The following is a 25,932-nucleotide window of genomic DNA, read 5'->3' as shown; positions in this document are numbered from 1 at the left end:
AAACAGCTGACTTTAACTGTTGGAGCGTGCGAAAGCCTTGAAGGAAAACGGAAGCAGACGCGAAGCTGGCCTGAATGAGCACCTACTTCTGCTATTCTCTCCGGAACTCCTTCCCGCAGCGTTCACACTTGTATTTGTCTTTGGAGAGCAAGGGCAGGCTAAACGTGAGAAACGCCAACACAAATCCCAGGAAAGATTTTACTTTTTTGTCTGAATCATGCGAATACGTGACAGCCGTAGCGCCGCAGCGGGGGCAATGCACCGGCTGGTTTTCTTCATTGGTGTAAGGTTGCGCCTGCATGCGCTGGAGCACCTCCCAGGCCTTAGGGGCATCGCTTTCCAGCACCTTGAGCTTGATGCCACCCACCGTAATGTTGAACAAAGGATTAATGGACACCAGGTTCTCGTCAAACAGAAAAGACAGAATGCCCTCGCTCTCCAGCTTGTTCTTGGCCAGGTGGGCGTCAATGGGGCTGGAATAGGTGCTGAGAAGGACCAAGGTATCTTTCCCGTTGGAAGTTTCTGTGGTGAATTTTGGGCTCATGCATGTACAACGTCTGAAGCGCGGGAATGATTTTACTTTTCTGTTTAGGGGCCGTTTTTCCAAAAAGAGCCCCTAAACGCGAGCCTTATAAACTGCCATAGAAGCGCCGCAAGGCCCATTCGGCGCAGGCCAGGCCCAGCAGCAGGAAGTAATACCAGGACTGTTCCAGCAGGTCTTTTTCTTCCTGGTGGCTGCGCAGCACCGTTTTAAAATCGGCTTTGAGCAGGTCTTGTTCCAGTTGGGCCAGCTGAGCGGGGTAGTACAGACGGGTCTCAGAGCGTTGGGCTACCTGGCGCAGCAGCTCATGGTCGGCCACGGCCAGGAGGGACTCCAGGTTCTGTTCCTGCACCACCAGCTCGCCGGTGTCGGATTGGTTCTGGTTGTCGAGCCGCGCGGAGGCGGCGTAGCGGTAGACACCGGGGGCTAAATTTCCCAGCTTGAGGCCTTCGCCGCCCTGCTCGTGCCGGAAACGGTGCTGGGTCTGCTTGCCGTCTGGGTGGGTGAGCGTGAGGGAGATGTTCTGGCCGAAAATCTCTTCTTGAACGGTATTGAAGACATCGGTCTGCAGGCTTACTTCTTCTGTGACATCAAACTCATCTTTTACTGGGTACACGTGCAGGCGCTTCTGGTTGCGGCGGTTGGCCAGCAATTGCACCAGATGGGTCATGAGCTCATCATAGATTTGGGAAGAACCATGTTCGGTGGCCTCATTGAGGCGCCATTGCCAACTGCCATCGGTGAGGAGCACGGCAGCGGGGACCACAGGGCCAGGCTTGTAGACGAGCAGTGGTTTGGTGGAGCGCACGCTGCCTATCTGTTGGTAAAGCAGTACCTCAGTGCCCGCCTGTACATTCCATTCCCCAAAGGTGACGGCGGTGGGTGGCCAGGCTTTGATTCTGTCCTGGGCGATGGGCTCGGTGGAAAAACGGCGGAACCCGTTGTTCAGAACCGGCTGCACCTGGTCATACTGCCCCGAAGGCCGGTTGAGCCGAACGCCCGCCTGCAAGGCATTGAAAGCGTTGTAATCGGTTTGGGCGCCCAGCAGGTAAAAGGTAGGTACTTTGGCGGTCTGTAATCGGCGGAGCCAGGGAGTACCCACGTTACTTAGGTTAGGAATCTGGTGCAGAACGGCCGCGTCATAGGGTGTTTTAAAGGTAGGATTCTGGAATGGCCCCAGCACTACTTCCACGTCCAGCAACGGATTGGTGAGCAGGGCGCTGCGCAGGGCTTTGATGTCGGGGTGGGGGGCGGCGGCGGCCAGGAGTATTTTCAACTTGCCTTTCACTACTTCCAGATACGCGTGGCGGCGGTTGTTCAGGTCTGTGAACTCGCCGGACAGCGGTTGTACCCGCACCTCGTAGTATTTCTTGCCCGGTTGGGCGGCGCTGACCTGAAACGTAGTCTCCAAAGTACCGGCGCGGGGGAGGGAAACGGTTTTACGCTGCACGGTTTTGCCGCCCTCCTGCAACAACACGGTAACGCTGGCACCTCCGTAACCCGAATGCCCGATGCGGGCCACTACCGGAAACGAGGTGCCGGTGTAGTTGATTTTGTTGTACTGTACTTCTTCCAGCACCACATCGCGCTTGGCCACGGTATCGCCGAGGGCGAGGGGATAGATAGGGGCTCTGTACAGCTGGAAAGTAGGGGTAGGGCCCTGGTTGTGGATACCGTCTGAGACGAGCACGGTGGCCGCCAAATTCTGGTTACGATAAGCGCTTTCACCTTTGCTTACCAGGGCGTGTAAATTGGTAATTGGAGCTTGGAACGGAACTGTAGCCAGGAGATTCACCGCCGTATCGCCTTCCTGAAAAGTTTCGCGCACCACCTCGTAGCCTTTGTCTTGCAGGCGTTCGGCCAGCGCGTCCAGGCCCTGGAGGGTGCCGTTGAGGCTTTCTTTGGGCGTAAACAACCCCACCGACTGGGAATTGTCCAGCGCCAGCACTACCCGGGGTTTGATTTCCTCCTGCGTAATGCGGCGGGTGTAGGGCTCCAGCAGCAGGAAACAAACCAACGCCACCAGCAAGGCCCGCAATGTGGCCAGCAGCACGCGCAGGCCGGTAGACCAGGGGCCTTTGCGGCGGTACATGACCCAGGAAACACCTATTCCGGTAGCCAGGCACAGCAGCGCATACCACGGGGAATAGACAGTGTGAATTTGGAAAAAGGGCACAAACGGGAGATTAGGTCACAAGATCAGGTAGCAAGATAAAAGAAGTACGGCATATTCAAGCGGAACTTCACCTGCATCAGGCCTTTATTTCTAAACTGCAGGCCCGCTCAGTTATTGTTTGGGTACGTTTTGAGCTTGCTTTCTCTAAAATAGGAAAATAGTAGGGGCAATCCCTTGTGGTTGCCCTTTGCTGCAATTACTGTAAGGGCAACCACAAGGGATTGCCCCTACAAAAAAGCCGATGAAGGGTATTCCCGACATCGGCTTTCTATCAAAAAGGAATTCCTAATTCTTGATTCCCAATTCTTAATTGAAACTAGGTGAGCATACCGCCGTCTACCTGCAGGGTTTGGCCGGTAACGTAGGCAGAAAGGTCAGAGGCCAGGAACACGGCCGCGTTGGCTACGTCCTCAGGGGCACCGCCGCGCTTCAGCGGAATGGCCTTGCGCCACTCGGCTACCACGTTGACGTCCAGCTCGTCGGTCATGTCGGTTTCAATGAAGCCCGGCGCGATGGCGTTGCTTCTGATGTTTCTGGAACCCAGCTCCAGCGCCACTGATTTGGTGAACCCAATGATCCCGGCTTTGGAGGCGGCGTAGTTGGCCTGCCCCGCGTTGCCTTTGATGCCCACCACGCTGGTCATGTTGATGATGGAACCGCTCTTGGCGCGCATCATATGTTTGGTGGCCGCTTTGGTGAGGTTGAACACAGACTTGAGGTTGGTGTTGATCACGGCGTCCCACTGGTCCTCAGACATGCGCATCAAAAGACCGTCTTTGGTGATGCCGGCGTTGTTCACCAGCACGTCCAGTTTCCCGAAGTCTTTTACCACACTTTCCACCAGCTGCTCGGCCTGGGCGAAGTCTGAGGCGTCTGAGCGGTAGCCTTTGGCCTGAATGCCGTACTCAGCCAGTTCCTGCTCCAGTTGCTGCCCTTTCTCCACGCTGGAGAGATAGGTGAAAGCCACGTTGGCGCCCATCTCGGCATATTTCTTCGCAATGGCCCGACCAATCCCTTTGGAGGCGCCGGTCACTAAGGCAATTTTTCCTTCCAGTAATTTCATAGTGCTTCTTTAGAGGGCGATTTGCCAAATGGCGGCAAGCCCGGTTCTCGGGTTCAAATATACTAATTGCGTACGGGAGCCAAAGAAACCCCGGAAAGGTTTTCGCGCGAAATGCGTTTAGGGGCTCTTTTTCCAAAAAGAGCCCCTAAACGGAAAGGACCGGCGGGCTTACTTGCAGAACCGAGAAAGCAGCGCGCTCACCTGCGCGTTGCCCAGTTCAAAAGCCTTCTGCCAGTCGGCGCAGGCGGCTTTGCGGTTGCGGCGGGTGTGGTGCAGCACGCCGCGGTTGTAGAAGGCCTGCTCCATGCTGGGGTCAAGCAGAATGACTTTGTCATAGTCTTCCAGGGCGGTGCTGTACTGTTTCTGGCGCATGCGCAGGTTGGCGCGGTTCAGGTACGCCACGGTGTAATCTTCCTGCAGCGCAATGGCCTGCGTGAAATCCTGCATAGCGCCTTTGTTGTCTTTGAGGCGGGCTCTGTTCAGGCCCCGGTTGTTGAAGGCCTTGGCGTAGTTGGGCTGGTGCGTAATGGCCTGGTTGTAATCTGAGATGGCTTCTTTGTACTGCTTGCGGTTCTGTTTGATGTCTCCCCTGAACTTATAGGACTCGGCGTCGGTGGGCAGCAGGGTGATGGCCTGGGTAAAATCGGCGTAGGCGCCATCAAAATCATCCATCTCATATTTGGCCACGCCCCTGAGGCGGTAGAGGCTGGGGTCGTCGGGCTTTTTGGCGATGGCGGCGTCATATTCGCGCACGGCACCAATGAAGTCGCTCTTGCTGGCGCGCTCCAGGCCCTCGCGATAATGGGTTTTCGCGGTTTTGCAGCCGGTGGCCGCCAAGAGCAGCAGACAGCAAAACAGCGCGGTTCTGGAAAGGGAAAAGGGTGGGGAAAAGATCTGCATAAAGAAAGAATAACTAGAGCCTCATACTGATTTTGCCGGTATATAGTTATAGTTACATATTGTACTACATTGATTTTATCTTGGTCAGGAGAACTGCAACTCTTGCTTTAGCCGTCAAAGGTCCTGCAAAGCAGGGAGGTCCTATGCCTGATATTCCGGCAGAAAAAAGTAACTTCCGCTCCTAAACCTTCTTGTCATGAAAAGATTTTTGTCTCTTGCCGGTCTGCTGGGCTGTCTGTTGAGCGTGTGCACGCTGTTCAGTTGCGCGGCGCAGAAGAAAACCCCGGGTGCCTCCGGTAAAACGAAAAAGGGTGAAACGGTAGTGTATGTGGTGCGGCACGCCGAGAAAGCACCTTCTTCCGGCGCCATGACCGACGACCCTGATCTGTCTGAAGCCGGTCACCAGCGGGCCCAGGCGCTCCGCGACCAACTGACCAAAGAACCAATCAGCGCCCTGCTGGCCACCAAATACAAGCGCACCCAGCAAACCCTGCAACCGCTGGCCCAGGCTAAGAACCTCACCGTGCAGCTCTACAACCCCACTGACTATCTGGGGCTGGCGCAGAACATCAAAACCAATTACCGCGGCAAAACCCTGGTAGTGGCCGGACATTCCAACACGGTGCTGTACGTTCTGGAGGCACTGGGCGGAAAAAAACCGTTCACAGAAGTAGCCGACCACCAATATGATTACCTGTTCAAGGTGACGCTCCGCGAAGGTAAAGACACGCAGGTGGAAGTGAAGAAATACGGGGAGCCCTCTGTGGCCCCAGCCAAATAAGACCAACCGCTCAACGTCTATACAACCCTACCTGGTAAGCCCTTGCGTTTAGGGGCTCTTTTCCCAAAAAGAGCCCCTAAACGCAAGGGCTCCGTCTTTTCAACGGCCTGGAAAGTTCTGGATAGCCTCCTGGTAAAGCTGGAAATACCGTTCATGCGTCTGCGCCAGCGCAAATTTGGTCTGCGCGTACACGGCGGCCCGGGCACCTAATGCTCTGCTTTGAGTCAGGTTGCGTAAGGCCGCCGAGACTTTGTCTAACAGATCTGTTGGGTTTTCAGATTCAAAGAGCATTCCCACCTGTTGGTTCACCACCTCTGGCAGCGCGGTAGCCGTGGAGGTGATGACGCATACGCCGCAGGCCATGGCTTCCAGCGGAACCAGCCCAAACGTTTCGGCTTTGGAAGGGAACACCAGCAGGTCTACTTGGTTGTAAAGATCGCGGAGCGCTTCCCGGTCCTGGATGTAGGGCTGGTGGAAGACCACGCCAGGGTGCTCCAACGGCTGCCCAACCACGTACAGCTCAAAATCTGGCGGGAGCGCAGGCAGGATTTCCATGAATAAATGCGAGGCCTTGCTTTCGCCGGTGGCGTTGAAAAACAGAAGGCGGGGCTTGGGCCAGTTACGGAGGTCCTGATTATAGAAAACCGTGGTGTCTACGCCGTTATAAATGGTCCTGAGCTTAAGGCTGGGGTGAAAGACATAGGCGTGCTTGAAGGCATTTTCCAGCCAGTAGCTCACGGGCACAAAGGTGAGGCGGTGGGCCAGTTGCCGGTAGAGTTTCTTCTTGAGTTCCAGGTGCTGCTGCCTTCGGTCCAGAAGCGGGTCCTGGAGGGGCGCCAGATACTGGATAGGAGTTTTCCCGATGCCTTGCTGGTAGTTCAGGTTGCCGTAGGTGTAGAATTCGCCGCCGGTCATGGGCCACATGTCGTGCAAGGTCCAAACCACCGGTTTTTCCCGGGCAATCTGGGCCAGCGCCGCCCAATCAAAATAATTGCCGTGCAGGTTGTGGAGGTGAACGAGGTCTGCCTGCTGGTACGCCTGCGTTTGCCGTAGCCGCGCGTACGTGAAATTGCCCTGCTCGGCCAGCGAGAACAGAATCTTGAACTGGTTGTTGAACCCCAGCTTGCGCACCACCCGGTCCAGGAAATCATACACTTTGGCAGAGAAGTGCTCCGGAATAGCCTGAATTCTGGGATCTGCCGAGGCGTGGGATTTCACCAGCAGCGAAGAAGAAACCCACGGGTTGTTCAGCAGGTCACAGGCCACTTGTTCGGCCCCGCCGGCCTTGGCGTAGGAGTTGATGTGTAAGATGTTGAGCATGTAGAAGGAGGGTAGGCCAATCAGCCAGCGTTTAGAGGCCGTTTTTCCAAAAAGAGCCCCTAAACGTAATTGGGCTGGTTCAGGCTTTGGGGGCAGGTTTCAGGAACAGCAGGTGCAGGAGCAGCGCCAGCCCGGAGAAAACCAAGCCCACGCCCACCACGCCGTTCCATTTCCAGAGGTGCCAGGCCTGGCTGGCGATGAACGTGCCCGATGCGCCGCCAATAAAATAAGTGACCATGTAGATGGTGTTGAGGCGGTTGCGGGCCTCGGGCAAGATGGAGAAGATGAAGGTCTGGTTAGAGATGTGGGTGGCCTGCACGCCCAAATCCAGCAGAATCACGCCAATCACCAGCCCCACAATGCTGCTGCCGGAAAACCCGAAGACCACATATGAAACCACTATCATGAGAATACACAGGGTGGTCACCGTGAAAGAATTGCCTTTGTCAGAGAGCCGGCCCATGTAGCCAGCGCCCAGAGCACCCGCCGCGCCCACCAAGCCAAACAAACCGGCCGCATCACTCCCCAGATGGAAGGGCGGCTCTTCCAGCAGGAACACCAGCGTAGTCCAGAAAGCCCCGAAGGTGGCGTAGCACAGCCCCCCGCGCAGAGCCACCAGTCGCAGCATGGGCTGTTCTTGGATGAGGTGCACCAAAGATTTCATCAGTTTCCTGTAATTGCCCTTGAAATCGGGATGCACCTCGGGGAGCAGGAAGTACAGCGTGAGCCACAGCACCAGCATCATGCCGGCAGCGATGAAAAACATGGCCCGCCAGCCCAGGTGCGCCCCCACAAAACCACTCACCGTGCGCGACAGCAGAATGCCAATGAGCAGGCCGCTCATCACAAAACCCACCGTGCGGCCGCGGGCCTCGGGTTTGGCCAGGTGCGCTGCCATGGGCACCAGCAACTGCGGCACCACAGAGGTGGCCCCAATGAGGAAACTGGCCACCATGAGCATCTCAATGTTCACCGCCAAAGCCGCCAGCAGCAGCGCGATGATAATGGCCGCAAAGTCTACCATGATCAGGCGTTTGCGGCGCAGCATATCGCCCAGCGGAATAATGAAGAGCATGCCCACCGCGTAGCCAATCTGGGTAAGCATGGCCAGACTGCCCGCCGAGGCCTCCGTGACCCCAAACGTGGCGGCAATGCGGCCCAGCAGCGGCTGGTTATAGTACAGGTTGGCCACCACCATGCCCGTGGCGATGGTCATGACCCAGAGATTGAGTTTGGTGAGTTCGGGCTGCGCCGAAGAGGAAAGCGAAGGAGTAGTCATAAAAAGCAGGTGGCCGTCCAACAAATAGCCCCACGAAAAAGGGGCCACAGTGGCCAATTCAGGTGCGAGTATACGGTTCTTGGGCCCGTTTGTCTACTCATTTTTTCCGGATTAGTGGTTCCCGCGCCAGGTGAGGCGGTTACGTTTAGCGGCTCTTTTTGGAAAAACGGCCCCTAAACGCACGTAGGCAAACGCGGGGCATGGTATACTTATGGATAGCCGCAGCGTTAAGTTAAGTCCCATTGCTTTTCCAGAACCTGCTTAATGAGGGACATACGCATGGAGAGCATGGGGTTTTGCAGCAGCGGGTAAAACTGGTCATGGGTGGTATAGAAACCAAGGTAGAAAACCCAGAAGCCCAGGCCCAGGAACGGCACCGCTGCCAGTTCCTCCTCAGACAAGGGGCGATGCTCCCGGTAGGCGGCAACCACTGTAGCGAAGGACTGGTGGGCGGCCTCCGGCGTCATCCGCCCGAAGTGGGCGTCCAGGCACAGTTGTTGCCAGAAGGTCATGAGGTCGTTCACGAGCCAGCCCCGGCCCATGAAGTCAAAGTCAAAGAAAGTGAGTTGCTCTTCGCCCACAAAATGGAAGTTCTTGGGCAGAAAATCAAAGTGGCAGTAGCCGGTAGAGAAAGAGGCGGTATTTAGTTGCGCCAGCCGCTGCCGCACTTGCTGGGAGGCTTCCTGTAGCCACGCGTACTCATCAGGGCTGTCGGAAAAATAGGGGTTTAATGCTTCTAAAGGCTGGGTTAAAGTGGTATCTAGGTCAAAATTCCAGCGCGTACCCCGTAGTTCAAGGGTGGAAGAGACGTTGTGAAAGCGGGCCATCTGCTGGCCCAGCAGCCGCAGTTGCTTCTCATTTAAAACAGAGACAGATTTACCCGGAGCATAGGTGAATAAGACCGCGTGCCGTGTTCCTTCAGCCGCAGGCAGGGCCTGAATGATCTTGCCAGAGGCATCCGCAACAGGATGAGAAGCCCACACCTCGGCCGCCTTCAGTGCCAGCAGCAACTCCACCTCGGCCTCAATCTGGGAATAGGTTCTGTGCGAGGCACGATAGATTCTTAAGATAAAACGTTGCCCCGCCGCCGTGACCAGATAGGTGTCATTCACGTTTCTGGTCAGGAATTGGCACTGCACTGCGCCCTAGCTATAGCTTTCAGAGACAAATTGAGCCAGCGCCGAAGCGCTCAGGGTGGAGTAGACGGTGGGGAAGAGTTGAGGCGTCATGGTGCGGTAATGATAGAGAATTCTGCCTAGAAAAAGAGAATAGGTGCCAGAAATTGCCCCAGATCAAGCTTGAAGCTCAACCCTTTGCGGTTGGGTTCGTTTCTTTTTTAGTAGCAATCAACGCATACACTATGAACCAGGCAGAAGAAAACAAGCAGCAAGACCCCAAAGAACAGTACGACAAACCGCCGTTTCCGGAGCAAAGCCAGGACGTGCCGGGTACCGAGGACGAACTCACCCCCAAAGCCGACCACGGCGAGGAATCTTACAAGGGATCTGGTAAGCTGGAGGGGCGCAAAGCCATCATTACCGGCGGAGATTCTGGCATTGGAAGGGCGGTGGCCATAGCGTTCGCCCGCGAGGGTGCCGATGTGCTCATCTCGTACCTCAACGAAGACGAAGACGCGCAGGAAACGGCCAAGTACGTAGAGCAGGCCGGCCGCAAAGCCGTTCTGGTGCCCGGCGACATCAGTGAGGAAGCCCACTGCCAGGAGATTGTGCGGCGGGCCGTGGCCGAGTTTGGGCAAATAGACGTTCTGGTGAACAACGCCGCATTCCAGATGGCGCGCCAGTCTTTGCAGGAAATCCCCAGCGAGGAGTTTGACCACACATTCAAAACCAACATCTACGCCATGTTCTACCTGTGCAAAGCCGCCGAGCCGCACATGAAACCGGGTAGCACCATTGTGAACACCACCTCGGTGAACGCTTACAAACCAACGCCTACGCTGCTGGCCTACGCCGCCACCAAAGGTGCCATCCAGAACTTCACCGCCAACCTGGGCCAGTTGCTAGCCGCGAAGGGAATACGGGTGAACTGCGTAGCCCCAGGCCCTGTCTGGACTCCGCTCATTCCGTCTACCATGCCAGCGGAAGAAGTAAAGTCCTTCGGGAAAGACACGCCCCTGAAGCGCCCCGGCCAACCCGCCGAACTGGCCGCCGCCTACGTCCTGCTCGCCTCCCAAGACTCCAGCTACATGACCGGCTCCACCATCCAGATCACCGGCGGAACCCCTACTATTTAGTTCTGAGTCTAGAGTCCTGAGTGGAGAAGGGGGTATATATTTGCGTTTAGGGGCTGTTTTAGGAAAAAGAGCCCCTAAACGCAAACCCACCCCTACCCCTCCCGGGAGGGGAGTCCCGCCATCAAGGATCAAGACGCAATGCCTTGAACATATATGCCCCGCACTCCAGCCACGTCCACAGGACAATGGAGGCAAGGCAGCCGTTCCCTCTGGCAGTAGGCTTACCTGCGGGAGCGGGCAACGCAGGGGCGGCAGGCCCCGAGGCGCTTAGCGGGAGCACGCTTAGACGGTTTAAGCCTGCAACGGCCCGCGCTCCCTATGGAACAGACAGCGGTTGCCCGGTGGTACTGAACTGAAGCTCCGCCTGTTTGAGCGTCAGCGAGTTCGGAGCTTCTTGATTCTTTTGGTTACTTTTCTCATCAAGGAGAAAAGTGACAGACGTGGGCAGAGCGCATCCGCCGCCAAGAGCTTAGCAGGAACGGCAATGGAAAGCAAAGACGGATAGCTCACCGGGGCGGCAGTCCTGGTTGTCGGTGAGAACACCGACAACGGCGAGAATAGAAAGCAAAGACGGGTAGCTAAACGGAGCGGCAGTCTTGGTTGTCGGTGAGAACACCAACAACGGCGAAAGCAGCAGGATGGAGGTTCGGCAAGGAAGGTAATGGGGAGTGGCTGCCCATGTGAACAGTTCAGCAGAAGGGAGACCGACAGGTGTAAACATCCCCCTGCCCCCTTCAAAGGGGGACTCTGCGCGGTGAGAAGCAGTTCTTTTGGAATGAACCGTTTAGTAAATATGAAGCGCAAGCCGGCAATCCTTCAGCTGACAAACAAGAAACAGACTTTGCGTTTAGCGGCCGTTTTTCCAAAAAGAGCCGCTAAACGGCTTCTCCGCTATAAACTTGGGAAAAGCACGTTTATAATGTAGCTTTGCCTGAAGTAAAACCTTACATCCAGACACATGGCATCAACATATGATTTGATAGTGGTTGGAAGCGGCCCGGGAGGGTACGTAGCCGCCATTCGCGCATCGCAATTGGGTATGAAAGTAGGCGTGGTAGAGAAAGCCGAACTGGGCGGTATCTGCCTCAACTGGGGCTGTATCCCAACCAAGGCGTTGCTCAAGAGCGCGCAGGTATTTGAGTACATCCAACACGCCAAAGACTACGGAATCAATGTAGAGGGCGCCAGCGCCGATTTCGGGGCCGTGGTGAGCCGCAGCCGGGGCGTGGCCCAGGGCATGAGCAAAGGCATCCAGTTCCTGTTCCGCAAAAACAAGATTGACCATATCGCCGGGTACGGCAAACTGAAAGGGCAAGGCAAACTAGAGGTAACCTCTGAAGACGGAAAAGCCGAAATCTACGAAGCCAAGCATATCATTCTGGCCACCGGCGCCCGCTCCCGCGAGCTGCCTAACCTGCCCATTGACGGCAAGAAAATCATTGGCTACCGCCAAGCCATGGTGCTGGAAAACCAACCCAAGAAAATGGTGGTGGTAGGTTCCGGGGCCATCGGGATTGAGTTCGCGTACTTCTACAACGCCATGGGTACCGAGGTGACCGTGGTGGAGTTCCTACCTAACATTGTGCCCGTGGAGGACGAGGAAGTTTCCAAGCAGCTGGAGAAATCCTTCAAGAAAGCCGGGGTCAAAATCATGACTAGCTCAGAAGTGCAGTCTGTAGACACCAGCGGCGAAGGTTGCGTGGTGAAAATCAAAACCGCCAAAGGCGAGGAAACCATTGAGGCCGATGTGGTGCTTTCTGCCGTAGGCATCCAGACCAACCTGGAGAACCTGGGCTTGGAGGAGTTGGGTGTAGCCGTAGAGCGCGGCCGCGTCATCACAGATGATTTCTACAAGACCAACGTGGAAGGCGTGTACGCCATCGGGGACATCGTGAAAGGCCCGGCTCTGGCGCACGTGGCCTCGGCCGAAGGCATTATCTGCGTGGAGGCCATTGCCGGTCATCACCCAGAGCCGCTGGACTACAAAAACATCCCGGGCTGTACCTACTGCGTGCCGGAGATTGCGTCTGTGGGCTACACAGAGAAAGAGTGCCGCGAGATGGGCCGTGAGATCAAAGTGGGCAAGTTCCCGTTCTCGGCATCGGGCAAAGCCAGCGCCGGCGGAAACAAAGACGGTTTCGTGAAGGTGATCTTTGACGCCAAGTACGGCGAGTTCCTGGGCGCGCACATGATTGGTTCTAACGTGACCGAGATGATTGCCGAGGTAGTGGTGGCCCGCAAACTGGAAACCACTGGCCATGAGATCATCAAAGCGGTGCACCCACACCCCACCATGTCTGAGGCGGTGATGGAAGCCGCCGCCGCCGCCTATGGCGAGGTGATCCACCTGTAATCAATACTCCCAGTATTTTGGAAGGCCCGGGCTTTTGCCTGGGCCTTTCCTGTTTAGGGGCCGTTTTTTCAGAAAAAGGGCTAAAACAGAAAAGGGGCTTGCCGGTTAAAAAAGAAGAGATTCTGGCGGTGGTTTAAACTTTTGCCGAAAAGAACACTCTAACTACGGAGCTTCCCCTGACGCAAACTCCCTTTGCCGTCGTTTCTAAGACAGAATTCTTTACGCATTCACTTTCTATAACTGCATGAAACATATCCTTCCGTTAGTACTCGTTACCTGTTTTACCTTCCTCCACCTCTCTTCGGCCTTGGGCCAGGGCAAAATCACGGGCAAACTGCAAGACGCTACCACCAAACAGCCCGTAGGCTTCGCGACGGCCGCCTTATTGGCGGGCGCAGACTCTTCCATTGTGGCCAGTGCCCTGGTAAACGCCGATGGTTCCTTTACGCTGGCCCCGGTGGCGGTTGGCCGCTATCACCTGAAAGTTTCCTTTGTGGGCTACGCCACCCGCGTGGTACCCAACATTCAAGTGACGGCGGCCAAGCCTGCGGTAGATCTGGGCGTAGTGGCCTTCCGGTCGGCGAGCCAGCAGTTGCGGGCCGTGGAAGTGGTAGGGCAGCGGGCGCAGGTAGAATACGCTCTGGACCGGCGGGTGTACAACGTGGGGCAGGATCTGTCAACGGTGGGCGGCACGGCCGTAGACGTGATGCAGAACGTGCCCTCGGTGACCGTGGACCAGGAAGGGACCGTGAGCATGCGGGGTACCTCCAACATCACCATTCTCATTGACGGAAAGCCTTCGGCGTTGAGCGGGCTGGGGCTGGACCAGATTCCGGCCAGTACCATTGAGCGGGTAGAAGTCATCACCAATCCGTCTTCCAAATATGACCCCAGCGGCACGGGCGGGGTCTTGAACATCATCCTGAAAAAGGAAAAGCAGCGCGGCCTCAACGGAACGGCCTCGGCCAACGCCAGCTGGGGCGACCGCTACAACACCTCGCTCAACCTCAACTACCGCTTTGGCAAGCTGAACCTCTTCTCCAGCTATGATTTCCGGCAGGACCTGCGCAAGGGCAGGGGCAACCAGTTCAGGACCAATATGTTCACCGCCGAGGCCGGCAGAGACACCACCTCGTTTCAGGAGCAGGAGTCTACCAACACCAACCGCCGCGGGAACCACAATGTGCGCTTCGGGGCAGATTACCAGCTCCCCCACAATCAAAGTATCACAGGCGCAGTGCTGTACCGCTACGGCTATAGAGACAATGAAGGCATTACCAATTATAGATTTCTGGAGGAAAACCGTGACCTGAACAGCACCTCTACCAGAACTACCCTAGGCGATGAAACCAGCAATCTGTTTGAATACACGCTGGGCTACCGCAAAACCTTTGACCGCCCCGGCCGGGAATTAACCGCCGATGCCGTGTTCAACCTGGAAGAGGAAAAGGGTGCCGATGATTTCCGGCAGTCTTACTTTAACCCTGAAGGGGTGGCCTTGGCAGGCCGAAATTCCTGGCAGAAAAACAACGTGCTGGAGAAAGAGCGGGAGTTCTCTTTGCAGGTAGATTACGTGCACCCGTTCAGTGAGAAAGGGAAATGGGAAGCCGGTTACCGCAGCACCTTTGAACGCAATGATGCCGATGTTCAGGCCACGGACCAGGACAACGAAACCGGTCTTTTCCTGAACAGTCTGGGCCGAACCAACCATTTCATTTATGATGAATGGGTACACGCCGTGTACGGGAATTATGGCAACGCCCTCCATAAATTCAGTTACCAGTTGGGCGCGCGGCTTGAACAAACTAATCTGGTGATAAACCAGGTCACGCAGGGGCAGCGCAACAAACCCGGTTACCTCAACCTTTTCCCCAGCCTGTTCCTGACCTATGATTTCTCTGAGGAACAGAAAATCCAGACTTCGTACAGCCGCCGCATTGACCGGCCCGGCACCCGGCAGCTGAACCCCTTCCTGGATATCTCAGATTCCCTGAACCTGCGGCAGGGAAATCCGGCCCTCAACCCAGAGTTCATTGATTCCTATGAGGCCAACTACCTGCACTTCTGGGACCACGCAAGTGCCACCGTGGGAGTCTTCTACCGCAAAATGACCGACGTGGTACAGAGCATCAGGACACCGTTTGTGAACGAAAACGGGCAGAACGCCACGCTTTCTACCTACGCCAATATAGCCTCCGGTACGTCTTACGGCCTGGAAGTAACCGGCTCCGCCGACCTCACGCCCTGGTGGCGGGTAAATGCCAATGCATCTGGGTTCAACTATAAAATTGACGCGACGGAACAAGGATTGGCCACTAACAGCAGATTCAGCTGGACCAGCCGCCTCAACTCCAACTTCAGCCTGCCCTATAAAACAGAGGTTCAGCTTTCCCTGAACTACAGATCACCTACGGTTACGTTGCAGGGCGAGCGGTCTTCGTTCTTTACCACCAGCCTGAGTGCCCGCAAAGAGATCTTGGGCGGAAAAGGGAACATCATTCTTAGAGTGCAGGATCTGTTCAATACCATGCGCTTTGATTCTTACACGTTCATAGAAGGCGAGCTGGAGGAAAGAAGCCGCTACAAGCCCCAGAGCCAACTGGTGTATGTTGGGTTTAGTTTCCGGTTTGGCGGCACCAACGGCCCTCGCGAAGAGCGCCGCGAAAACGAAGGTGAACTACCCGGCGGACCGGAGCGCGAAGGCGGTCAGTATTAGTCTTTTACAAGAAAGGCACAGTTGCGTTTAGCGGCTCTTTTTCCGGAATTAGCCTCAAAACCCAAAAAGAAAGGCGGCTTCTATTTCTAGAAGCCGCCTTTCTTTTTGGAGAGAGAATATTGCTAGGTTAGTCATTCTTTTTGTTGGCGTACTGTCTGTACCGCTTAGGATCTTTCTTCTTGTCTTTCTTGCGGCCTATGGCGCCACCGGCTACCGTACCGGCGGCGGCACCAATGACGGCACCTTTACCGCCGCCCACAACTGCCCCGGCGGCTGCACCACCGGCTCCGCCAATGAGAGCACCTTTGGCTTTTTTACTCCAGCCTTTCTTCTCTTTCTTCACTTCCTGGGCCTGTGCTTCGTGCGTTACGCTGCCGCCTAACACAAATACAGAACAAAGCATGACCAATGATATCTTCAGATTTTTCATGATCTCTATTGGTTGATGTTTTGTGTTTTACGAGGCTGTTGTGCCGCTGTTTTTGTTTCTATAAAGAATGTAATAGGACTTATTTGCTTCTGTTCTTAAGAGATGCTATGGTTTGGAAACAGTCTTTAGGTTAAAGCAGGCACCTGCACGCCTTAAAAGATAATGGCCCCGCCAACTTAAAAAGAGGCGAGGCCAGGTCTGTATTGAGCAAGGTTCAGTGATGTTCTTATTTCGCACAGACTTTACAGGCCGTTCTTTTCTGGCTTTTGGCCTGGGCAATGGAAACAGTGCCGGTACTGCTTTTGCACTGCTGGAACAAGTGGCAGTCTTTATCTAAATGGTAGGTTTTGGAGCTCTTGCTCTCGCAGAGGTACGCTTTGCCAGATTTAGTGCCGGAAGTAGCCACCGCAGGAGAAGACGCTTGCTCAGATGTGCCCGATGCAGGGTTGCCAGCGGGATTGGTGGTTTTCTTTTTCCGGAAATCCCAAGGGGCCTGCGGAGACGGCTGCTCCCATAAACCGCGCTTGGCGGCCCGGGCCTCCGCTTCCAAACGGGCTAATTCCTGGTCTTTGGAGTAGGCGGTGTAATGCCAGGCATAGCCGTTCTTTACCAGTTCCTGATTGAGGTTGCGGCCGTCTGGCAGAATGATTTCGGCTACGGTGCGGCCATAGCGGTCGGTGTCATGCACCACCATGGAGACGTACTGGCCAAACACTAAATCAGAGGTAAACTGGCGGGCGCGGGTTCCGAAATCCTGGTTCTTCTCCGGACAATCTACGCCCTGTAACCTGATGCGCAGGGGCTTCCCGTCTTTCAGGAGCTCAATAGTATCCCCGTCTTTGATCGCGATAACTTTGTACTGGTTTTCGGCAGGGGCATCTGCTACTTCCTGTTGGGTTTCCTGCCGGGCCTCCTGCTGCCGTTGCTGGCAACCCAGAGACAGCAACAGAAAGAAGGCCAATAGCTTAGACAAGGTGTGAGATCTAAATAAATGCATGAGGTGGTAAACTTATTTGTCTGCCTAATACGCAGTTCGTGTTCCAGGCGCTAAGATGCATCTTTTCATAAAGCGAAAGCGGCGGCTCCTGAAAAAAATTACCAGATCCATTTTTTGAAAAAAATCTAAATCCTGGCCCTTCCTTTTAAAGAATTGGTAACCAGTGTCTGACTCTGGAAAGTGCAGTTAAACTTTTAATAAGTGATGTTTGAAGATTAGTTAATTAAACTTATTGGTGGATGGAAAATGCTTAATAGAAGTTTTTAAGTATTGATTTTTTTTTAACAAATTAAGACACTGTTTAAAACTATCTACACCAAACTAACCTACAAACTTCACCTTCTCCATGCACACCAAGCTCTCCAAGATTCCGTTCTTGCTACTCGTTCTTACGGTTATTCTCACGTTCCTCTTTCCCTCAGTGCCCACCGGGGCGCAGCAGGAGGGGTTAAGCCCCGCCGATACTGCTTGGATGCTGACGGCTACGGCTTTGGTACTGATCATGACCCCGGGATTGGCTTTTTTCTACGGGGGCATGGTGAATCGCAAAAACGTGATTTCTACCATGCTGCAGAGTTTTATCTGCATGGCTATGATCTCAGTCATTTGGGTGGTGTTTGGGTTCAGTTTGGCGTTCGGCGATTCTATAGGCGGTTTTGTGGGTAACCCCGGCACGTTCTTCATGATGCGTAATGTACTGGATGGAGCCCCTTGGGAACTGGCCCCCACTATTCCGCTGGCTCTGTTTGCCATGTTCCAGCTGAAGTTCGCCATCATTACCCCTGCACTTATCACGGGAGCCTTTGCTGAGCGCATCAGGTTTACCTCTTACACGGTGTTCGTGCTGTTGTTCTTTATCTTTATTTACGCGCCGCTGGCCCATGCCACCTGGCACCCGCAGGGATTGCTGTTCCAGTTGGGAGTACTGGATTTTGCCGGAGGTACGGTGGTGCACATGTCGGCGGGCTGGGCGGCGCTCGCGTCTGCCATTTGCCTGAAAAGACGCCATGAGGCAAGCCATTCGCCGGCCTATATCACCTTTGTGCTGTTGGGAACGGGTTTGCTGTGGTTTGGCTGGTTCGGTTTTAACGCGGGCTCTGCCATGGGGGCCAATGGATTGGCGGCGACCGCTTTGGCTACTACCATGACTGCCTCGGCCGCAGCCGCCCTGGCCTGGATCTTTTTTGACGGCGTGAAAGGGCGTAAACCTTCTGCCATGGGCACCTGCATTGGCGCGGTGGTTGGTTTGGTGGCCATTACCCCGGCGGCGGGTTTTGTCACGCTGCCCCATTCCATCGCCATTGGCGTGATTTCCTCCGTGGTTAGTAATTTACTCGTAGAACTGCGTTCGCGCACTAGCATTGATGATACCCTGGATGTGTTTCCCTGCCACGGCGTAGGCGGGATGGTGGGCATGCTCCTGACGGGTGTGTTTGCCAGCAAAGGCGTGAACCCGGCCATTCCAGACCAAGGCCTGATCTTTGGCGAAACCAAGCTGTTTCTGGTGCAATTGGGTGCTTTGATATGCGTTTCCATCTTCGCGTTTGGCGGCTCCTGGATTCTGCTCAAAGTCACTAATTTCATCACGCCTTTACGCGTGGCGGTAGAGGAAGAACAGCTGGGTCTGGACTTGTCTCAGCACGATGAGAAAATGTAACCGCAGCCAACGTTCATCAAACGCAGCAAGGGCTCCCGAATCATCTTCGGGAGCCCTTGCTGCTTTAGTTTATTTTTCCGTTTAGGGGCTGTTTTTGGAAAAAGAGCCCCTAAACGGAAATGGCCGGTGCTGTGGTAAAAGCGACCTAGACTTCCATGCCCACTGCGCTTACTACTTTAAGGCTGCTTCGGCCGCCGGCTTGTTTCTCTACTACAATCTGCGTGCTGATGCGCTCTTTCAACGCCTCCACGTGCGAGATTATACCAATCATCTTGCCGCTGGCTTGCAGGCTTTCCAGGGCATCCATGGCAATATCCAGGGTGTCAGCATCCAATGTCCCGAAACCTTCGTCAATGAACAGCGAATGGATTTGGGTTTTATGGCTGGCCAGGTCAGAGAGGCCCAGGGCTAGGGCCAGGCTCACCAGAAAGCTTTCGCCGCCGGAGAGCGAGTTGACGGAGCGCACGGCATCGCCTTGGTAGGTGTCCAGGATCTGGAGGTCCAGTTCGTTTTCCTGGCTCTTGAGGATGCGGTAGCGGTCGTTGAGGCGGTGCAGGTGGCGGTTGCCCAGTTCCACCAACCGGGCCAGCGTGAGGCTTTGGGCGTATTTGCTGAACTTCTTACCATCGGCGGAGCCGATGAGGCTGGCCAGTTGCGCCCAGCGGTGAGCTTCGCCTTTTTGCACGTCCAGCTGTTGGGTGAGTTGGCGGTGCTTCTCGCGTAAGGCAGCATCCTGCTGAAGCTGCAGTTCCAGACGGGCGATTTGGGCCAGGTGCTGGTTTTTCTCTTCCTCCAGCGCCTGAATGAGCGGTTGCAGTTCTTGCAGGGTGAGTTCGGTGAGGTGGCGTTCTTTCTCTGTCTGGTACTCCTGGCGGCATTGCTGCAGGCTGTGCTCCAGTTCATGGAGGGTTTTCTGCAGGCGTTCCTGCTCCTGGCGTAGGTGCCGCGCCTCGTGCTCTGGCAACAGCTGGGCTTGCAGTTCGGCCAAAGAAGCATAGCCTAGCGGCTGAATTTTCTGGAGAAGTTTTGCTTCCAGTTCTGTTTGGGCTTGGGTGTTGGCCTGCAGTTCCTGTTGTTTGCTGTTCAGTTGGTGCGTGAGCAGGTTCAGTTTTTCTTGTTCCTGCCGCAAGTTTTCCTCAGCGGTTGTCAAATCCTGGGCCGCCTGTTGCAGGGCCTGCTGCAGGCGTTGCTTTTCGGCTTGCGGCTGCACACCCTCGGGTAACAGGGCGTAACGTTGTGCCCGCAGTTCCTGCAATTGTTGCAGCGCCGTTTTCAGGTGTTCCTGCCGCTGGCGCAGCTCTTCTTGTTTCTCCGCCAGGGCTTTTTTGCCGTTATCTGCGTTGGCTTTGGCCTGCAGGTAGTTCTCCCTGAGTTCGGGCAACTGGGCATTCTTCTGTTCATACTCCGTCTTGCGTTTCTCCAGTTGGGCCAGCAACTCGGTGCCATTGGCGCCGGTGTACGCGAGGCCGTAGGTGCTGAAGAACCCGCGAAGGGTAGCTGAAATCACGTTCTCCTGCTCCGCAAGGTCAGAGAGTTCTTCCTGCAATTGCGTTGCCTGCTGCGTTGCCCGGGAGCTTCTTTCAGAACATCTTTCCAGCTCATGCCAGAGGCGCTGTTGCTGGGTTTGCAGGTCTCTCTCCCGCTGGTGGGCGGCTTCGGTGCGGGTGCGGAGGCCGCGCAGTTGTTCCAAGGTGGCATTGGCCTGCTCCAGTTCCAGCTTGCGGGCGTTCCAGTACTGGTCTATGGTGTGGGAGGCGGAAATCTCATGCGCCAGCTCCAGGGTGGTGTTCAGTCCCTTGAACTGGGTGTGCAGCTGTTCTTTGTCCCGCTCCAGTGCAGAGAGTTGGGTCTGGGCGTGTGCTTGGGCCAGTTCCAGTTTCTGGACGGCGGCGGCCACTTCCCGTTCCTGCGCCTCTAACTGCGCTACCCGTTGTTGTTGGTGTTGCAGGTTCTGCTCTGCCTCGCTCAAAGTCTGCGGATGGTGTTCCTCTACAAACGGGTGGTGGGTGGAGCCGCACAAAGGGCACGGCTGCTCTGGCTGCAGCTGAGCTCGCGCCTCTTCATATTTCTGAATCTGGCGCTGCAGGTCTACAATCTGCTGCAGGTCCTTTTGCTTATCCTGGGCTTGGGTTTGCTCGGCTTTGGTTTGGAGGTGCTGCGTGCGCTGCTGGTGCAACGCATCTGCTATTTTCCCTAGCTCTAGCTGTTGTTTCTGGTACTGGGCTTCCTGTTGCAGATAGCGTTTGCTTAGGTCTAACTGCTTTTCCAGCTGACTGCAAACCTGCGGAAGGCGCCGGCATAGCTGCTCCAGCGCCTCAGGCTCCCTGCCCTGCAAAACGGTGGTGGCTTGGGTCTGTAGCTGGGCCAGAAGGGCTTGCTGCGCCTTCAGGTTCTCTTCAAGGGCTTTTGCTTGTTCTTGCCAGTTGGAGGCGTTTAGGGCCTCTTTTTCCAAAATCTGCCTTAAACCAGCCTGTTCATTCCTGAGCTTTGTCTGTCGCTTCTGTACCTCCTCCAAATTTCTGTGCTCTGATTTCCCTTCTGGTAAGCTTTGCGGTAATTCCTGGTCCAGGGCGTGTTCCTTGAGCCAATCGTTCAGTTGTTTGCCTTCAGAGATGAGTGTCTGCAGCTGATTTTCCTGCTGCGTTAATTGCTGGGAAATCTGTTGCACCTGCTGTTGCAGTTGGCTGGCCGCCTGCTCGTCTTTGGCATATTGGGCCTGTTGGGCGCTAATTTGCGAGTCTTGCTGCAACACCTGGTCTAAGCGGGGCTCGGCTTCAAGTAAGGTTTGCTGGGTCTTTTGGTGCGTGGTGCGGGCGGTTTGGGTAGCCTGGGTTTGGGTGTTAACCTTCTGCTCCTGCGCGGGCATCTGCTCCTGCAAAGAGATCACCGTTTGGCTTACGCCCTGGCCTTGGCGCTGCACTTCCTGCAGGCGGGCCCATTCACTCCCGAACGGCTGGGCCTGTTCATGGCGTTGCAGTTTCAGTTGGTTAGGTTGCCAGGCCTGCTGCTCTGCCTGCGCCTGGGCCAGATGCGTGTTAAGTAAAGTCTCTTTCTCCGTTAGTTTCCGCAGGTTCTCCAGCCAGGTCTGTTGCAGGTGGTGCTGTTGTAGCTGGTGCTGGGCCAGACGTACATCTGCTTTCAGTTGGGTGGCTTCCTGTTCCAATGCGGCGCGGTCTTCTTCAGACAAAAGCTGGTCCAGTTGCAGCCGCTGCTCAATGTCCTGCAGTTTCTGTTTCTCGGCCTTGGCCTTTTCATAGGCGGCCATGGAAATCTGGGAGTAGATGCGGGTGTCGGTGAGTTTCTCCAGGAGTTCGCTGCGTTCACTTTCGCTGGCCTTCAGGAAACGGGTGAAATCGCCCTGGCTGAGCATGACGGAGCGGAGGAACTGCTGGAAATCCAGTCCGCAGAGGTCAATGATGCGCTGGCGGGTCTCGGAGAGGCGGCTCTCCAGTACTTCCTGCGTATCGGCGTCAATGAGTTCCATCACGGGGCTCTGTAGCTTACCGTCTGCTTTGCTGCGGCTGCGCCGAAGGTTCCAGCGGGCGCGGTAGTTTTTACCCTCGGCCTCAAACTCCACCTCAGACCAGCACTCGCCGGTGTGGCGGGTCATGATCTCGGCCACGTCCTTGCCATGGCGGGGCACCTGCCCGTACAGCGCCACAGTAATGGCGTCCAGAATGGTGGTTTTGCCCGCGCCCGTAGGGCCGGTAATGGCAAACAGCCCACTTTCACTCAACGGTGGCTGGTGGAACGGTATAAAGTGCTCGCCCTGCAGCGAGTTCAGGTTATAGAAGCGGACGGACGTTATCTTCACGGGAGGTAAGCGTTGCGAGATAGTAAAGATAACAGGATTTGGGGAAGGGAAGGAGAAGTTGGGTTTGCGTTTAGGGGCTCTTTTTCCCAAAACAGCCCCAAAACGCAAACTGGTGCATTACTGCTTCTGGTAGAAAACTAGTTCATTACATAATACAGGAACTCACCCACCCGCTTCCCGAACTGAAAGATGAAGAAGGTGGCAAGCGCCGCTAACATGAACTTCGCGTACTTGTGCCGGAGCAGAAAGCTATATTTTAACATCGTTTTCAGACTTTACCGCTTTTGATTTCCCACAAGGTAGAAAACCAACCTGCCAACCGCAATAGCTGCGCACCAGAAACGGCTGGCTGTTTAGCGGCTCTTTTTCTGAAATCTGCCCAAAACTGGAAGAAAGATCCCACGCTGAAGTGCTTGCGTTGAAATGGCCCCAAAGAAAATTAAATATTCATGTATCTAAATATTGCAAAATACGTTTGAGCACCTGATGAGCAAAACGGGGAGCCAAACGCGGGTTCTTCGTATAAAAGAAGGAAGTGTCCTGGCGTTACCGCTTTTCTGGAGCGGTTTTCCATTTTTGGCACGGAAATTGGAAAACGCTCTGTACATGAGTGAGAATTTTGAATAACTCTAAAAAGTACTGTTATGAAAAAGCTTAGTTTAATATTCAGCCTGATTTTCTTAGTGTCTGTTGCTTTCAATAGTGCCCAGGCGCAGGAAAAGAAAAAGTGGAGTCCACAAGCCAAAGGAACTGTGATTGGAGCCGGTACCGGGGCTGCTGCGGGCGCTATTATCAATAAGAAGAACCGCGTGGTAGGTGGTGTTGTAGGAGGTGTTGTGGGTGGTGCCGCCGGTTACGGAGTAGGCAAAATCATTGACAACAAACGCAAGAAAGAAGCCGCTGAAAGAGAAGCAGAGTTTAACAGAACGGTAGCCGCTAACAGAGCCTATGCCTATAGTTCATCTAACCGGTCTGCCGGTTCTAGCGCCAAGAAATCAACTTCTACGGCTGCTAAGGCCGCTGCCGTTGCCGCACCGGCTACTATGGCCTACACTGGCTACACTGCCGGTCAGCCACAGATCATGAGCATGTCTAACCTGAGCTTCCTGCCCAACGAAAACTACGGCGACTACTCTAAGCCGTACGCCGATTCTGAATACAGAAGAAAAAGCTGGTAAGTAGGGCGGGAGCCAAGCCAATAGCAGCCCAAGCCCCGTGCTTGGGCTTTTTTTATAAGATTCCTTAAATATTTGAAACACCTAATATTCAAAGCGAGTATGTGGGGTTGTACATCACTAAAAACAGTAACTATGAAATCGTCACTTGTCATGTTCGTGTTTGCCTTGTTCCTTTTCTCCTGTACCAAAGAGGAAAAGAAGGAAGCCGTAAACGTGCAGCAACTGAACCAGCAATTTATTGGAGCCTGGAACAGCCGTAACTCCGCGCAGCTAGATACTTTGTTAGCCGAAGACGCCCATTTTGTGCAGGGCGAGGTGCACTACAGCGGCCGCTCTGAGGTGTCGCAGAAGTGGGTGCGGGAAACCATGGGCACCATTGAAAACCTGAAGATTTTCCCGGTAAGCTCCGGTGCCGATGAGAACATCGCTTTTGAAGGGGGCACTTTCACCGTAGACGTGATCCCTTCTGACCGGCAGTTGCCCCGTGGCGAAGGAGAAGGAAACTTCCTGCTCCTCTGGAAAAAGAACGACAAAGGTGCCTGGAAGCTGCACTATGCCCAGCTGGAAGACCATCCGGTACAGGTGAAGCAATAACTTCCCATATTTTTTACAAGCGGAAACGGCCCGGAGACAATTCTTCGGGCCGTTTCCGCTTTTGTGGGGCGGTGCCGAAGCACTGTGGAGGTTCCTTTTACCATAACCTCTAACCTTTCCAGGAAAAGAATGCGTTAAATGGCAGCAAAAGCTTTTTGCTATGAAAAGACTGTACTGCTGTTATTTCCTGCTTTGTGCTCTCTTCTTGGTTAGCCCCGCCAGGGCACAAAACACCGCCCATGACATCAATGAAGAGCTATGGTATAAGAACTGCGTCATCTACAGCCTGGAAGTAGGCACATTTAGAGACAGCGATGGCGATGGGGTTGGTGACTTTGAGGGCTTGACCGGACAACTTGATTACCTGAAGTCTCTGGGCATAGACGCCATCTGGCTGGCACCTTTCCAGTCTTCGCCTAAGTTAGACGATGGCTATGATGTGGCAAATTACTATGATGTAGACCCGCAGTACGGCAGCCCCGGCGATTTCGCCGAGTTCATGTACCAGGCCAACAAGCACGGCATTAGAGTGATCATGGATTTGGTGTTGAACCATACCTCAGACCAGCACCCGTGGTTTAAGCAGGCGCGGGAAGACAAAAACTCCAGATACCGCAACTGGTACGTTTGGTCTAAGGAACGGCCCCAGGACTGGAACAAAGGCATGGCGTTTCCGGGGGTGCAGAAAGAAACCTGGACCTATGATAAGAAAGCCGGCGAATATTATTTCCACCGCTTCTATAACTTCCAACCAGATCTGAACTTTGAAAACCCAGACGTGCGCACTGAAGCACAACGCATCCTCGGCTTTTGGATGAACCAGGGAGTGAGCGGTTTTCGGCTAGACGCAGTGCCTTTCATCATAGATCTGCCTAAGACCAGCGCCGAAAAGCCCGAGCACATGTTTGAGCTCATCACGGAGTTCCGGCGGTTTGTACAGTGGCGCAAAGGCGATGCCCTCATTCTGGGAGAGGCCAACGTGATGCCAGACGAGAACAAAGAATACTTCGGTGAGCAGGGCGACCGCATGCACACCATGTTCAACTTCTACGCGAACCAATATCTCTTTTATGCCATGGCCACTGGGGAGGTGCAGCCCTTCAAAAAAGCCTTAACTGATACTAAAAAGATTCCCGGTACCGCTCAATGGGCTTATTTCCTGCGCAACCATGACGAGATTGACCTGGGCCGTTTAACTGAGGAGCAGCGTAATAAAGTGTACCAGGCGTTTGGGCCGGAGAAAGACATGCAACTTTATGATAGGGGAATCAGGCGGCGGCTTGCCCCCATGCTGGGCAACGACCGGAAACGCCTGGAGCTAGCGTATAGCTTAGTCTTTTCCTTGCCGGGCACCCCCGTGATCAGGTACGGAGATGAAATAGGCATGGGAGACGATCTTCAATTGAAAGAACGCATTGCCGTACGCACGCCCATGCAGTGGACAGACCAGAAGAATGCTGGCTTCACCTCCGCTCACAAACCTTTTAGACCCATAATAGACAAGGAGCCGTTCAGCTACAGGCAAATCAATGTAGCCATCCAGCGCCAGGACCCTAATTCATTACTCAACTGGACTGCCAACCTCATCCGCATCCGGCGGGAATGCCCTGAAATTGGGTTAGGCGAGTGGCAACTACTGGAGGTAGGCTCCCCGGAAGTATTGGCCATCAGGTATGACTATCAAGGCAAAGCGGTGGTCATGGTGCATAATTTCAGCAAGGAGGCCCGGCAAATTCAGCTTCCGGTGCAGTCTGAAAAAGAGAAGGAGTTGTTCAGTTTAACCCAAAACAACAAGCTGACGGCCACCAACAACGGGTATGCCGTGCGTTTAGAAGGCTATGGTTATAACTGGTTCAGGGTTGGTAGTGCCATAAGGTGA

The 25,932-nt window shown here is 54.7% G+C and carries 19 protein-coding genes; 8 read left to right on the top strand and 11 right to left on the bottom strand.

What is annotated here, in order from left to right; translation table 11 throughout:
• Nucleotides 1-91: 91 nt before the first annotated feature.
• The 4 genes from EFA69_RS05785 to EFA69_RS05770 form a co-directional block, all read right to left on the bottom strand.
• Nucleotides 92-544, bottom strand: a complete 453-nt coding sequence (locus EFA69_RS05785) for a putative signal transducing protein (RefSeq protein ID WP_123132146.1) — start codon at nucleotides 542-544, stop codon at nucleotides 92-94.
• Nucleotides 545-629: 85 nt separating this feature from the next.
• A complete protein-coding gene (locus tag EFA69_RS05780; RefSeq protein ID WP_148041273.1) occupies nucleotides 630-2,717 on the bottom strand; it encodes a VWA domain-containing protein in 2,088 nt (695 codons plus the stop codon).
• Between the two features lie 316 nt (nucleotides 2,718-3,033).
• Nucleotides 3,034-3,780, bottom strand: a complete 747-nt coding sequence (fabG, locus tag EFA69_RS05775) for a 3-oxoacyl-[acyl-carrier-protein] reductase (protein WP_123132144.1) — start codon at nucleotides 3,778-3,780, stop codon at nucleotides 3,034-3,036.
• A gap of 168 nt (nucleotides 3,781-3,948) precedes the next feature.
• Nucleotides 3,949-4,680, bottom strand: coding sequence for a tetratricopeptide repeat protein (locus EFA69_RS05770; protein WP_123132143.1), 732 nt, complete (start codon nucleotides 4,678-4,680; stop codon nucleotides 3,949-3,951).
• 196 nt (nucleotides 4,681-4,876) lie between these two features.
• Between EFA69_RS05770 and EFA69_RS05765 the strand changes: the two genes are divergently transcribed.
• Nucleotides 4,877-5,461, top strand: a complete 585-nt coding sequence (locus tag EFA69_RS05765; protein WP_123132142.1) for a SixA phosphatase family protein — start codon at nucleotides 4,877-4,879, stop codon at nucleotides 5,459-5,461.
• 99 nt (nucleotides 5,462-5,560) lie between these two features.
• On the opposite strand, the gene EFA69_RS05760 is transcribed toward EFA69_RS05765, so the two are convergent.
• The 3 genes from EFA69_RS05760 to EFA69_RS05750 form a co-directional block, all read right to left on the bottom strand.
• On the bottom strand, nucleotides 5,561-6,781 hold the full coding sequence (locus tag EFA69_RS05760) for a glycosyltransferase (RefSeq protein WP_123132141.1): 1,221 nt from the start codon (nucleotides 6,779-6,781) through the stop codon (nucleotides 5,561-5,563).
• A 79-nt stretch (nucleotides 6,782-6,860) separates the two neighbouring features.
• Nucleotides 6,861-8,060: an MFS transporter gene (locus EFA69_RS05755; protein ID WP_221175679.1), complete on the bottom strand. Its 1,200-nt coding sequence runs from the start codon at nucleotides 8,058-8,060 to the stop codon at nucleotides 6,861-6,863.
• 227 nt (nucleotides 8,061-8,287) lie between these two features.
• Nucleotides 8,288-9,172 carry a phosphotransferase enzyme family protein gene (locus EFA69_RS05750; protein ID WP_221175678.1) on the bottom strand — a complete coding sequence of 295 codons (885 nt, stop codon included), beginning with the start codon at nucleotides 9,170-9,172 and terminating at the stop codon, nucleotides 8,288-8,290.
• Between the two features lie 248 nt (nucleotides 9,173-9,420).
• Between EFA69_RS05750 and EFA69_RS05745 the strand changes: the two genes are divergently transcribed.
• The 3 genes from EFA69_RS05745 (at nucleotide 9,421) to EFA69_RS05735 (ending at nucleotide 15,383) form a co-directional block, all read left to right on the top strand.
• Complete coding sequence (locus EFA69_RS05745; RefSeq protein WP_123132205.1) at nucleotides 9,421-10,314, top strand: SDR family oxidoreductase; 894 nt, start codon at nucleotides 9,421-9,423, stop codon at nucleotides 10,312-10,314.
• A 958-nt stretch (nucleotides 10,315-11,272) separates the two neighbouring features.
• Entirely contained in the window at nucleotides 11,273-12,667 is a 1,395-nt protein-coding gene (gene lpdA, locus EFA69_RS05740) for a dihydrolipoyl dehydrogenase (RefSeq protein WP_123132139.1), read from the top strand.
• Nucleotides 12,668-12,911: 244 nt separating this feature from the next.
• On the top strand, nucleotides 12,912-15,383 hold the full coding sequence (locus EFA69_RS05735) for a TonB-dependent receptor domain-containing protein (protein ID WP_123132138.1): 2,472 nt from the start codon (nucleotides 12,912-12,914) through the stop codon (nucleotides 15,381-15,383).
• A gap of 127 nt (nucleotides 15,384-15,510) precedes the next feature.
• Here the strand turns inward: EFA69_RS05735 and EFA69_RS05730 are convergent, their stop codons facing one another.
• Nucleotides 15,511-15,813, bottom strand: a complete 303-nt coding sequence (locus EFA69_RS05730; RefSeq protein ID WP_183906702.1) for a YMGG-like glycine zipper-containing protein — start codon at nucleotides 15,811-15,813, stop codon at nucleotides 15,511-15,513.
• Nucleotides 15,814-16,039: 226 nt separating this feature from the next.
• Nucleotides 16,040-16,786 carry a thermonuclease family protein gene (locus tag EFA69_RS05725; RefSeq protein WP_245964507.1) on the bottom strand — a complete coding sequence of 249 codons (747 nt, stop codon included), beginning with the start codon at nucleotides 16,784-16,786 and terminating at the stop codon, nucleotides 16,040-16,042.
• Nucleotides 16,787-17,156: 370 nt separating this feature from the next.
• On the opposite strand from EFA69_RS05725, the gene EFA69_RS05720 reads away from it, so the two are divergent.
• Entirely contained in the window at nucleotides 17,157-18,467 is a 1,311-nt protein-coding gene (locus EFA69_RS05720) for an ammonium transporter (RefSeq protein ID WP_123132135.1), read from the top strand.
• A 145-nt stretch (nucleotides 18,468-18,612) separates the two neighbouring features.
• On the opposite strand, the gene EFA69_RS05715 is transcribed toward EFA69_RS05720, so the two are convergent.
• Both EFA69_RS05715 and EFA69_RS20585 read right to left on the bottom strand, forming a co-directional pair.
• The gene (locus EFA69_RS05715) at nucleotides 18,613-22,281 is read right to left on the bottom strand and encodes an AAA family ATPase (protein ID WP_183906701.1); all 3,669 of its coding nucleotides are present in this window, start codon (nucleotides 22,279-22,281) and stop codon (nucleotides 18,613-18,615) included.
• A gap of 137 nt (nucleotides 22,282-22,418) precedes the next feature.
• On the bottom strand, nucleotides 22,419-22,544 hold the full coding sequence (locus tag EFA69_RS20585; RefSeq protein WP_262696968.1) for a hypothetical protein: 126 nt from the start codon (nucleotides 22,542-22,544) through the stop codon (nucleotides 22,419-22,421).
• 381 nt (nucleotides 22,545-22,925) lie between these two features.
• Between EFA69_RS20585 and EFA69_RS05710 the strand changes: the two genes are divergently transcribed.
• The 3 genes from EFA69_RS05710 to EFA69_RS05700 all read left to right on the top strand — a co-directional run bounded on the left by EFA69_RS05710 (nucleotide 22,926) and on the right by EFA69_RS05700 (nucleotide 25,932).
• On the top strand, nucleotides 22,926-23,459 hold the full coding sequence (locus EFA69_RS05710) for a YMGG-like glycine zipper-containing protein (RefSeq protein ID WP_123132133.1): 534 nt from the start codon (nucleotides 22,926-22,928) through the stop codon (nucleotides 23,457-23,459).
• A gap of 132 nt (nucleotides 23,460-23,591) precedes the next feature.
• Nucleotides 23,592-24,053, top strand: a complete 462-nt coding sequence (locus EFA69_RS05705) for a YybH family protein (RefSeq protein WP_123132132.1) — start codon at nucleotides 23,592-23,594, stop codon at nucleotides 24,051-24,053.
• A 160-nt stretch (nucleotides 24,054-24,213) separates the two neighbouring features.
• Nucleotides 24,214-25,932: an alpha-amylase family protein gene (locus EFA69_RS05700; protein ID WP_221175677.1), complete on the top strand. Its 1,719-nt coding sequence runs from the start codon at nucleotides 24,214-24,216 to the stop codon at nucleotides 25,930-25,932.

The organism is Rufibacter immobilis (assembly GCF_003721565.1).
Classification (GTDB): domain Bacteria; phylum Bacteroidota; class Bacteroidia; order Cytophagales; family Hymenobacteraceae; genus Nibribacter; species Nibribacter immobilis.
The sequence above is the reverse complement of the archived record's forward strand: the minus strand, read 5'-3'. Positions and strand labels throughout refer to the sequence as shown.